Raw genomic sequence first — 12,007 nt, forward strand, 5'->3', positions numbered from 1 at the left:
CATACGAAAGTAATCAAATAGAGGTTCTTAATATGCCTTTAGATGAGTATAATCCCTAATATCTATACCATTTTGCATTCTTGTGCATATGAAAGCTTCATTATCATTCTCTTTCGTATGCTTTTTCATCTTTCTCAAGACCATTAGCAACAACTTCATGCATACTAAACGTCTTACATTTGACACTCTTCATATGCACTTATGCAACGAAGCAGCCATAATCTATTCGGCGTAGACTGTGAAATGCATATTAGAAGCAAGTTTCATGAGTGGTTCGTATGCTGCATCCAGAGTTAGGGGTGTCAAGGATGGCGTATATAGCCATAGCACGCTATATCGTGATTTTTTCTGGCGAAAAGACCACTTTGAGGGGAGAAGAGTATTCTCTATTCTAAAACAGGAGTATATGTATAACAAAAGTAGCAAAATAGCAACCAATGACTGATGTATCTTTGCGGCGATGAATCGTACATTAGTCATGGAGGTGATGAATATGATCTTTTCAGAAAAACTACAGTTAATCCGCAAAAATAAAGGATTAACCCAGGAGGAGCTTGCTGAGAAGCTTGATGTATCAAGACAGGCTGTTGCAAAATGGGAATCAGGCCAGGCTTATCCGGATATCAGTAATCTGATTCAGATAAGCAACCTGTTTAACGTCACAGTTGACTATCTGGTTCGGGATCAGGAATGTATGGTCAATTACGAAACAGCTGTAGAAAACGATATCAGTAAGTTGATCGACTTTAGATTAGAAGCCAATGTAAATACATATGCTGCATATATGAACGAAACTGCTGCAACCAGGCTGGATTCTCATGATTTCACATACAGCAGCGGACCGTATACCTATCATGACACATATGTGGGCGGCGAGAAGTTTGCCGGAGAAGAGGCAATATGGCTTGATGGTAAGATTCAGTACGCCATGAATTATCTGGGACGAGTACTGGATCAGCAGTTCAGCGGAGATTTCTTAAAAGAAGCTCTTAGAAAAGCTGATAAGAATATGCCTTACAGAGGACCTGAGTATTTTCAGTCCGGTGAATATACTTATAAGTGCAGCGTTACCGGGGATTTCAGCTGGTTTCAGGGATGCGAGGAGATTTATTGCAATAATACCAGAGTTTATGAATGCTATTTCCATGGGGGAATAATGAAGTAGTCAGAAGGAATAAAAAAGACTTACACGAAAACAAAATATCTGCTATAATCTGCAATTGCTGATAAAAAAATGAAGATTTCGAGGTATTATTGGAAACGCACATCCTGGCCGGGTGATAACGAACAACACGGAGGTCTTCCCCATTTAAGAAAGAGAGGAACCCCTATGTTACCACAGAGCAAATTACAGAATGTGTTTTTTACTGCCTTTATGGCATTTGTCATGGTTTATGCCATGATATGCTACAACATTTCACTGAATGATGGCGGAATGCAGAATTTTATCTTCCTCGCAGCATTCAAGGAAATGCTTATCATGTGGCCGATAGCCATGGCGCTTGAACTTTTATTTGTAGGAAAACTGGCTCAGAAGCTGGCTTTCAGATTCGTCACTCCGGGAAAAGACCCTATGATAATGATCATACTTGCCATCTCATCAATGTCTGTGTGCCTCATGTGCCCGCTTATGAGCATGGCAGCGACAATCCTTTTTAAGGATGCAGGCAGTGAATTCGTGGCTGTATGGCTTCAGACGACAGCGTTGAACTTTCCTATGGCTCTTTTCTGGCAGATATTCTTCGCAGGACCGCTGGTAAGAAATGTCTTCGGATTTGTTATGAAAAGAATAAAGCAGAAATAAGAATTGGTGAAAAACAGACCAAAATCCGTGTACGGAACTGGTCTGTTTTTTATTTTACGTTAATATATAATTATAGGAGAGGATGACCATGAAAAAACTTACAGACTGCAAGAAAATCAGGCATTTGACCGATCAGATCAGCGTTGAAAAAGTATACCCGCTCTCAATATTAGAGGGGATTCAAAGTGGCGAGATATATGTTGATGATACTGATTCTCCGAATGCCGCACTAATCTGGCACTACTGCGGCTTTGCCAATATCCTGGGGAATTATAATGAGAAATTCATTGAAGAAACCATGACAATGATGATAAATCCGCCGGAGGGTCACTCTGGACGCATGGCGCTGCAAGCAGAAAACGATCCCCGGTTGCAGGAAATGATACTGAAGACTCCGGGGGTTTCTAAATACGATAGGTATATCTTCGATTTCACTGGGAAAAGAGATATCATCTCACCCACCATGGAATCAAAGCCGGAAGAAATAATCCCCGATAACTACGATCTGATGAGTGGAAAGATAATACCTACATTTTCCTGGGAGGATAAGCGCACATTTTTAGAAAAGGGATTCGGATACTGCCTGATCGAAGACGGACATATGGCAGCCTGCGCGTTTTCCTCGGGAGTTTCCAAGGATTATGTGGATATCGGAGTAGAAACAGCAGAAGAGTGCCGCGGAAAAGGATTTGGCAAGATCGTTGCTTACGCAATGGTAAAAGAAATTCTTCGAAGGGGAAAACTCCCCGTGTGGGGCTGTGATACAAGAAATGAAGCATCCATGCGACTTGCCTGTTCCGTCGGATTTGAAATAACTGGAACGCATCCGTGGTACAAATATGAAGGGTAGATAGTGAACTTATGAGCAAGACCTGTATAGCGATCTGCGTCTTGCAAAGGGAATAGCCTGGATACTTAAATGATCTTAACTAATAAAAAATAAACATCAAGAGAAAGACCAAAGAGAGCGGCCATGACAAATACAGAACAGACCACACAAAATATGACCTCAGGAAACAGTATGAAACAGATCATACTGTTCTTTTTGCCCTTATTATGGGGAAATCTTTTCCAACAACTATATAGTCTTGTGGATAGCATTATAGTTGGCAAGGGAATCTCGGATCAGGCGCTGGCTGCTGTTGGGGCAACCGGGACACTTAACTTCCTTATACTTGGATTTGTTGTGGGGATGACCAGAGGATTTGGCATAACCTTTGCCCAGAACTTTGGAAAAAACGATATGGCTATGCTGAATGCATACATCAGAGCAGCCAAGAAGCTCAGTATCACGTTTGGAATAGCCTTTACTGTTGTATGCGTTTCTTTGCTCAATAAGATGCTGACGTTCTTGAACACCCCTGAAGATATCTTTGATGATTCGTATAGATATTTTGCTGTGATCTTATTGGGAATTGTAGTGACGGTTATGAATAACCTTGAGATTACAATTCTCCAGTCAATGGGAGATTCCAGAACGCCCCTCACTGCTATGATCTGTTCATCACTCGTGAACATCATGCTTGATATTATTTTCATAATGGCCTTTGGCACAGGAGTTGTCGGAGCAGCAGTGGCAACAGTGGTCTCTCAGTTTGTATCATACCTTTTGTGCCTTAAAAAGCTTAGAACCATCGATTTTATGAGTCTGGGAAAAGACACGTCAGAAATAGCAGATGAAAAGAATATATTGGTTGAACTGATGAAAATAGGACTTCCTGTGGCACTTATGAATTCGGTCACAGCTGCAGGGGCCATGGTATTGCAGTACTTCGTAAATCTTATGGGAAGCGCATATGTGGCAGCCTATTCAGCCTGCATGAAATTTGCATCACTCTTTGAGCAGTTCGGAATGTCCGTAGGTCTTTCCATGATGACCTTTGTGGGGCAAAATAAGGGCGCTGGCAAATATGACAGGATACGCACAGGAGTAAGACAGGGCCTGATGCTCTCTACACTTGTGAATGTGCCTATATCGCTCCTTATGATATTTGTGCCAGGAAGCCTGGCAAGGATGCTGCTGACAGACAACATGATAATCGGTTATTGTACCGATTTCATGCCGATCATGGGAATAAGCTTTTTTGCCCTGGGCTGGCTTTTTGTATACAGATACTCTGTTCAGGGGTTGGGCAATACCTTTATACCAATGCTATCAGGCGGGCTCGAAGTCATTATGAGGCTGATTTTTGGCTTTTGGGTAGGAAGGAACGGATTTAAGGGAATTGCCATTTCTGAAGTATCTGCATGGATAGGCGCTTTTCTGATGCTCATGGTGACATACTATTGTTTAATTGGCAAAAGAACTAAAGCAATAGCATAAAGTAGCAATAAAAAGAGTCCCTGGGGACGGGGGTAGTGGTCCACTTTTGGGCTTAAAGACTAAGGGTAAGGCTTGCCTATTCTATCTGGCATATTTTCAGGATTGAAGATATAGTTGCCCATGAGATGATAGCAGGGACGCTTGATATTGAACAACAGGATGTGCTAAAGGCAGTTAATCTGTACACGCAGGCGCTTGTGCTTTTGGATCAGTAGGATCACCAGTCTCTTGAGAAGCCTGAAGGCTCAAGTCCAATATACAGAATCACCTATAAGGATTGCAGAGAGATGAATAACTGATAGTGCAAAAGGCAGGGGCGTGAAAACGCCCTTGTTTTATGCACATAATATGGAACAGGATGGTAGATATAGGTATAATTATAAACAATTGCTACAAAGAAAAAATTTAAGTATTTCTGAATAGATTAACTTCCAGAAGTTCCAGTCATCTTCAATTTTAATATCGCCACCATGTGGGGCAAGAAAATCATATACCTTTTCAGTTTTTCAAGTGTTTTCTCATTTACATAACCCATATTTAAATCTCCTTTTTCTTATTCTTTGTTAGTGTTTTTTGATATTAACACGGCGTTTTTTTACCGACGTCATAATGGTGTCACCATATGCAACAAAAATGTCAATAAACTCATATATAATGAGGGAAATTTTAAAATGGGTGACACCGTTATGACGCATAGCCCCAAATCATATGCTAAACTTCCTGACACACAAACAAGGAGGTGCAGAAATGCTTTTTTATGATTGTACTTTTACACATAATGGTGAACTGAAACTAACGATAGAATCTACTTATTCCCGCTTTGGGAGGGGAGATGATATTGTAAGTACTCTTTTTACGATTAACGATAAGTTCTCTATGAGAAATACGTATGAGAATACTTTCTGTATTAGTTATTACTATGATGAAGAAATAATTAAGCTTGCTGTTGGGGTATGGCAGGGAAGTCATGACCTTGAAGAAGTTTGCCACAGGTATGCCGGCGTGGCCCAGGATATAACGGAAAACTTTGAAATAAAGCTTAAATCTTATAAAGAGATTACATTTAAAGAAGCAAGTGAGCTTTTGGAAATAGTACTGGAGAAAGACTATTACAAGGGTTCAATAAGAGATGCTTATAAAATGGATGTTTATGACTCTCGCAGATATGTCCTGACAGAAGAATGTTTGGAAAAAGGGTCATATTCTTATCCAAAGATATGCGAGATGTCTGATGAAATAATGGGAAGCGATTCCCTTAGGGAAGAACTGGATAGAATATACGCTGAGGGGAATATGAAGAAGTTTTATGGATGTCCTGTACATTACCGTATTCAGACCAAAAACTTGGAAAATGCCAAAATGCTGATAAGGGTACTGGTTAAAGCGCTTCATTCTAACAACAGGCTTTTAAGTTCAAGAATATGTATGTTGGATTTTGAAGAAGACAAGGAGCACTATTATGGCGAGAATTTGTGCAAGGAGCTGGATAATCTTGGATATCACTCTGAAGGTGGATGTGTGGTAATTAGTTCGTTAGAAACAAATGAATCCGGTCAGTATGCTACAGAAAATGAGACAATCGCTATTATGCTAAGGAAATTCTTACACAAATATGCAGATACTGTCCAGATTTTTGTGATAGAAGATGAAACTAATCCGGGGTTTTCGAAAATATTATATAAAGAGCTGGCTGGAAAAGTGGATTTTGTCAAAATCTCCGAAGGGGTAGGGGATATAACTCAGGCCCAAAAATATATGGATAATCTTGCAAATGCTTCCAAGTATCAGTCTCTTTTTGATAAAAATGCATATAAGTACCTTCCTGACAGAAAGTATTTTTCTGCTAGCATGGTCGCTAAAGCTTTTTTGAATTGGTCTGAGGATGTTCTAAAAAAGAGTGTTTACCCATCTTATAGCAAAGTATGTATACATAAGGCCATTAAAAGAACTAAGAGGAAAAACAATGCATATGAAGAACTGATGAATATGGTGGGTCTTAATGAAATCAAGCAGGTTACACAGCAGATAATATCAACCTATAAACTGTCAAAGTATAAGAATTCCTATGGTATTAATTCGTCTGAATGCTGCAGACACATGGTGTTTATGGGAAATCCCGGATGCGCCAAGACTACTGTTGCAAGGCTTCTTTGTGACATTCTAAGAAAAGAAGAAGTGTTAAAAACCGGGAAACTCGTTGAATGTGGCAGAGCTGATCTTGTAGGAAGGTATGTGGGATGGACCGCCAAGGAAGTAAAGGCAAAGTTTAGGGCGGCAAAAGGTGGCATTTTATTCATAGATGAAGCCTATTCACTTGTGGATAGCACAAATTCTTTTGGAACTGAAGCTATAAATACAATTGTTCAGGAAATGGAGAATTCCAGAGATGACGTGATAGTTATATTTGCAGGATACCCTGAACCTATGGAGAAATTCATAGCGCAGAACGAAGGAATGAAGAGCAGAATAGCTTTTACGCTTAATTTTCCGGATTATACCCCTGAGGAACTTATGAAGATCATGGATTTAATGCTGACGAAGAAAGGCTTGGAAGTGGACCTTCCAGCCAGAAGTGAGTGCCAAAAGATATTCCAGCAGGCGGTATTGGCTGAAAACTATGGAAACGGAAGGTTTGTTCGTAATCTCCTTGAACAGGCAACTTTGAAGCAAGCCTCAAGACTCCTTCCTCCTGGAAGCAAGAATAAACCTACAAAAAGCGAGGTTAAGCTTCTGAAAAAAGAGGACTTTTCGGTCAATTTAAGCCAGATGCTAAAAGATGAGCCAAAACGTAAAATAGGATTTGCCAGTAATTTCTGATAGGAATTGCCTTTTTAGGATCCTCGCTTTTTCCTGATATCGCCTGCTTTTTTCAATGCTTTATATAAAGCAGAATCTTTACTGGTGATGTAGGAGTCATCATCAGTAAAAAGGTATTCTCTATATCTTTGTGAGTAAAAAATTACAAAACCCACATCACGCAAGGTTTGAAAATCCCTCTGCCTGGTGCGCTCACTTACCTCCGGGCATATATTAAAGTACTCATATTTAATATCAGGAATATAAGGCATTTTGGGAGGCCCATATGGATCTGGGCTTTTAGGATACTTTTTTCTTTCGGATAGATAGTCCTTTAGATCAGCTTCATATTCGTTAAGCTTCTCCAGATCTGTAAAAGGGAGCTTTTTCACAATCCTACACATTCTGGCAAGCTTAGTCAGATATAGCTTCCTTCGCCTGTCCGCACTTTCGATTTTGGTAGCGTCTTCCTCGGAATAGACATACTCACCTGATTTCGAGTTGTAGGTGTAATTGTTGGTGCCGCTTTCACGAAGATCCTTAAAGTCTCTTTGCAAAGTGCGCAAAGAGACACCCAGATAATCCATGAGCCTTTCAGGGCTATGCTCATAATTATCGGGATCATCCATGTACATATAAAGATGTATCTGACGGGTAAGTTTACTCATAAGAACATTATAAACCAAAGAAATTGATTTTATTCAAAGGAGAACAATATTGGAAAAGAATAATAAAATTGAGATAAAACATGTGATAAATAATAATCCCATAATCACAGGAATAAGACCACTTGATCATGTTCTAGGGGACGGCCTTCATAGAGGCGAACTTACCGTAGTAGCAGGAAGACCTGGAATGGGGAAGTCAGCCTTTATGATGGAACTTATGCTTAATGCATGCCGGCAAGAAGGCATAAAGGCTACAGCATTTAGCCTTGAAATGTCCCGTGACAGATATAAGAAGCGGCTAATGGAGCTAGATGATAAAGCATCAGAAATGCTGGATCAGAAGAAGATAACCATAGATGACACTATCGCAATAACCATAGATGAGATAGAAAGAAAATGCAGAGAAAAGAAGACTATGAACGGAATTTCGCTGGTGATAATCGACTATTTTTATCTGATTGGAAGAGCGCAGGAATTTGATATGGCCTGCATAGGACTTCTGCCTAGGCTAAAGAGACTTGCAAAAGAGATAGGTGTCGCGATAGTGCTTGATATTGAGCTGATGAAAACCTGCGAATATAGAGAGAATCCGCATCCTAAGCTCCAGGACATAAGATGGGAAAGTTTTCTTAGACACACGGATTATATTCTGATGCTACATAGAGATTCATATTACGATTCGGAGATTAAGGATAAAGACAAGCTGGAAATTATGATATCTGAGCTTCCTTATACAGATTTTTTTACCAGAACTATTGATGTATGCTGGCCATTTCCTAAGGGATATTTTGATTGACTATTTATGATTAATTTATTATCGGAGGAAAGAGTGCGTGGGGTATAATCGAATTTAGGAGGAAATCTAAACATGGATGGAATCAAGATATACAGAGGTTCAGACCAGATAGGCGGAATCGTAACAGAAATTACAAAGGGTGACCATAGGATACTGATTGATCTTGGTGCAAACCTTCCCGGGATCAAGAATCCCGCACTGAGCGACGATGAGCTAATAAAGAGAGTATTTGCCGGCGAGGGAGATTCTATCCATACAGATGCAGTTCTTTTTACTCATTATCATGGGGACCATGTGGGGCTTCGAGGAAAAGCCCCTGAGGGCATCCCTATGTATATTGGCGGTACTGCAAAAGAAATTATGGAAACCATCGCAATGAGAGTGGAGCTCTTGAATAAAAAGCTGTGCAAAAATGCACCGTCGCAGATTGAAACCATTAACAGGATGGAGCCATACTGGAAGCTGGGAAGTAGCCGCGACTTTAACGGAATCAAGGTCACGCCCCTTGTTTGCGATCATTCTGCCATCGATTCATATATGTTTGTCATAGAATTAAATGGCAAAAAGATTCTATATACCGGAGACTTCAGAGATCACGGGATTCCTGGGCAGGATACCTTTGAGAGCATGATAAAAAGATATGTTGGCAAGATAGATGTTCTTGTTACAGAAGGAACCATGATATCAAGGCTTGAAGAGACGGGAAATAACCCAATCAAGTCGGAGGATGATCTTGGTAAAAGAGCTGCAGAAATTTTTGCAGAACACAAAGAAAATGTAGTGCTGGTGTCATCCACAAATCTTGACAGCGTAATGGAGTTTTATCATGCTACTCCAGCAGATAAGGTGTTTTTGTGCGATGCCTACCAGGCTGAAGTCATGAATATTGCCATAAAATCAAGAAGCAGGTTTTTTGACAAATACAGATATAAAAAGTGCATTTATGTGCTATGCCCTGATAATAATTCATTTTATATGAAGAATCTTGAGGGCGTTCGAAATCCAGTAACTAAGCGAAGATGCTTTGAAATGGCAGACGAAGATATTTATCTGGACAAGGGATTTGTAATGCTGGCAAGACCAAATAACAACCCCAATATGGCGGTGGGACGCTTTGAGGAGCGGATGCAGAAAATGAAGGATCCTTTTATCACGTACTCTATGTGGACCGGTTACCTTGAGGATGGCAAGGCTCCGGATGCTAATATTGTTAGATTCCTAGAGGGTAAAAATGACAAAGCTCACATGGAGATCCTACATACCAGTGGCCATGCCTATGTTGAAACTATTGCAAAGCTAATGGAACTTACTAACCCGGATAAGATAATCCCTATGCACACTGAGGGAAGAGATGCCTTTACTAATCTTCCGCAGTTTGGCGAATATGCAAACAGAATTTGGAAAAAAGAGGATGGACAAGTATATGAGTTCTAATAGGGAAGTACAGAATCCAGCTATTTTAAATACGATTTCTGACAGGGTAATAAGAGACTATTACACAGCTGCCATAAAGAGCGAAGTGATATTGGATACGCTGATAACGCCGGTGGTTGAAGATTTGCTCAACATTGCGTTGGGAAGAGATGGGGAAAATAAACTGCATTATGTTACAAAGGAGTTTCCTTTGATGACTAAGCTTTTGGCTAAAGAAGATACTGAAACTGAGGTCAAAACCAAGGAAGATGACAGATCTGTGAAAGCAGATTATTTACTATGCGATGATAAATATGTTTATGTGGTTGAACTGAAAACAACATCGGGAAGTTTTGATTATAAACAGTTTAATAAATACAAGGCTTTTTGCGAAGAATGTTGTTTCTCTAAATTACTGGATTGTTTTGCTGATGTTGGAGCCAAAGCTTATTCGGTAAATAATGATGGAGAAGGAAATTCGTTTGAAAAGTTGGAAGGTTTGTATAATAGCATCCTGAGCAATGAGCGTTGGAAAAAAGTCTCTGGAGACACGCATAACAGACTATTAGACAAAAAGGATATAAAAGAATTAAGGGAAAGAAAAAACTATACTTCAACTAAGAAATACATGACTCAAGTAGCTGAAATTATAGATGCTAGAGAGTATTTTTATGACTCGAATAATAAACCCAGGGATTTCATAATAGAGCGCGGGGAAAAGCATTCTAGTGACATTAAATGCATTTATCTGCTTCCGATTAGCAAGCAATACGGGAATATGCATAATGCAATGCATAAAAAAGATGCTAATTACATAAATGAAGGCAATAAAGAGGATTATTCAAATGGACCTTTGATGTATATTGGTTTGGATGATTTGCTAGATAAGATTACGAAAGAGGGCTATTTAGAAAGCGAAGATAAAGCATTTCGGAAAAAAGAGTATTTTGAATGGCTGGTAAAAGGCGTGCTGAAGCCGATATTTGGCAAATCAGAGTGAATACTTGCTGCAGAAATAGGTAGGGGTAAGGTGAGAATAGTTTTATGGCAACATATGTAATTAGTGATATTCATGGTGAATATCACAAGTTCATAGCTCTTTTACAAAAGATAGATCTAAAGGATGAGGATACGTTATATATTCTGGGGGATGTGCTGGATAGAGGACCGCATCCCATTAAGACACTTCTAAAACTCATGGAAATGCCAAATGTTATCTGCATTGTCGGAAACCATGAACTTATGGCACTGGAGTGTCTTAAGTTTTTGAGCAAGGAAATTACTGAGGAAAATGTTGATCGGCTAGACCGGGAGATGGTGGAAAAACTAGCTAACTGGCAGTATAACGGAAGTAAACCTACTATTGATGAGTTCAGGGCACTTTCACCTGACAGGCGGCAGGACGTAATAGACTTTTTGGGGGAGTTTGTTATCTACGAAGAAGTTACGGTTGGAACTAGGGACTTTCTCCTTGTTCATGCAGGATTAGGCAATTTTTCTCCGGAAAAAGAAATGGAAGATTATAGTTTACACGATCTCATATGGGAACGAGCAGACTATAACACCCAGTACTTTAATGATAAGTTTGTGGTAACAGGCCATACCCCCACGCAGCTTATAGAAGAGAACCCTAATCCGGGATACATTTATAAGAATAACAATCACATCGCAATTGACTGCGGAGCACATTTTCCATGCGGAAGGCTTGCTGCAATATGCCTGGACACTTTGGAAGAGTATTATGTACAAGGTTAAGATAACCAACCATCTATGTTGTGGACAGGGGACGCCACCCTTGACGGAACCTGCTGGAAACGCATGTCAGGTTTTGCCGACGGTGAAGATGATGGGAACAGCTAAATGGCACACCGTCGCGTAACAGCATTGTAGCGTTTCCACCAGAACACGTAAAGGGCAAGCCCTGCTAAAGCAGGGGGGCTGGTATAAGCGCCTCAGGATCAGAATCCAGGAACAGCAGGATTGGGAGCTATGGCTCTGTCTAAAATCTGTTATAGTGAAAAGAATGGCCACTATTACCAGTTCGGGAATAGTAGCAGAACAAAACCTGAAAAGAAATTATTATATCTAATTTGTGCTCAAGACATACGAAAGTAATCAAATAGAGGTTCTTAATATGCCTTTAGATGAGTATAATCCCTAATATCTATACCATTTTGCATTCTTGTGCATATGAAAGCTTCATTATC

General features: G+C 39.9%; 10 protein-coding genes. 9 read left to right on the forward strand and 1 reads right to left on the reverse strand.

Annotation, left to right across the window (positions count from 1 at the left end):
• The first annotated feature begins 493 nt into the window (after positions 1 to 493).
• The 5 genes from NXH67_RS00170 to NXH67_RS00190 all read left to right on the forward strand — a co-directional run bounded on the left by NXH67_RS00170 (position 494) and on the right by NXH67_RS00190 (position 6,944).
• Entirely contained in the window at positions 494 to 1,165 is a 672-nt protein-coding gene (locus NXH67_RS00170; RefSeq protein ID WP_272795934.1) for a DUF5680 domain-containing protein, read from the forward strand.
• Positions 1,166 to 1,330: 165 nt separating this feature from the next.
• On the forward strand, positions 1,331 to 1,804 hold the full coding sequence (locus tag NXH67_RS00175; protein ID WP_022779922.1) for a DUF2798 domain-containing protein: 474 nt from the start codon (positions 1,331 to 1,333) through the stop codon (positions 1,802 to 1,804).
• Between the two features lie 88 nt (positions 1,805 to 1,892).
• Positions 1,893 to 2,654, forward strand: a complete 762-nt coding sequence (locus NXH67_RS00180) for a GNAT family N-acetyltransferase (RefSeq protein WP_272795935.1) — start codon at positions 1,893 to 1,895, stop codon at positions 2,652 to 2,654.
• Positions 2,655 to 2,825: 171 nt separating this feature from the next.
• Positions 2,826 to 4,127, forward strand: a complete 1,302-nt coding sequence (locus tag NXH67_RS00185; protein ID WP_272795937.1) for an MATE family efflux transporter — start codon at positions 2,826 to 2,828, stop codon at positions 4,125 to 4,127.
• 747 nt (positions 4,128 to 4,874) lie between these two features.
• Positions 4,875 to 6,944, forward strand: coding sequence for an AAA family ATPase (locus NXH67_RS00190; protein ID WP_272795938.1), 2,070 nt, complete (start codon positions 4,875 to 4,877; stop codon positions 6,942 to 6,944).
• Between the two features lie 14 nt (positions 6,945 to 6,958).
• Here NXH67_RS00190 and NXH67_RS00195 read toward each other — a convergent pair whose 3' ends face one another.
• Positions 6,959 to 7,591: an HTH domain-containing protein gene (locus NXH67_RS00195; RefSeq protein ID WP_272795939.1), complete on the reverse strand. Its 633-nt coding sequence runs from the start codon at positions 7,589 to 7,591 to the stop codon at positions 6,959 to 6,961.
• Between the two features lie 49 nt (positions 7,592 to 7,640).
• Between NXH67_RS00195 and NXH67_RS00200 the strand changes: the two genes are divergently transcribed.
• The 4 genes from NXH67_RS00200 (at position 7,641) to NXH67_RS00215 (ending at position 11,555) form a co-directional block, all read left to right on the forward strand.
• Entirely contained in the window at positions 7,641 to 8,387 is a 747-nt protein-coding gene (locus NXH67_RS00200) for a DnaB-like helicase C-terminal domain-containing protein (protein WP_272795940.1), read from the forward strand.
• Between the two features lie 72 nt (positions 8,388 to 8,459).
• Positions 8,460 to 9,821, forward strand: a complete 1,362-nt coding sequence (locus tag NXH67_RS00205; RefSeq protein ID WP_272795942.1) for an MBL fold metallo-hydrolase — start codon at positions 8,460 to 8,462, stop codon at positions 9,819 to 9,821.
• Positions 9,811 to 10,800, forward strand: a complete 990-nt coding sequence (locus tag NXH67_RS00210; RefSeq protein WP_155830830.1) for a hypothetical protein — start codon at positions 9,811 to 9,813, stop codon at positions 10,798 to 10,800. Before NXH67_RS00205 ends, NXH67_RS00210 begins: the two co-directional genes overlap by 11 nt.
• A 44-nt stretch (positions 10,801 to 10,844) precedes the next feature.
• Positions 10,845 to 11,555: a metallophosphoesterase gene (locus NXH67_RS00215; RefSeq protein ID WP_272795943.1), complete on the forward strand. Its 711-nt coding sequence runs from the start codon at positions 10,845 to 10,847 to the stop codon at positions 11,553 to 11,555.
• The last annotated feature ends 452 nt before the right edge of the window (positions 11,556 to 12,007 follow it).

The sequence above is a fragment of the Butyrivibrio sp. DSM 10294 genome, assembly GCF_028539135.1.
Classification (GTDB): domain Bacteria; phylum Bacillota; class Clostridia; order Lachnospirales; family Lachnospiraceae; genus Butyrivibrio.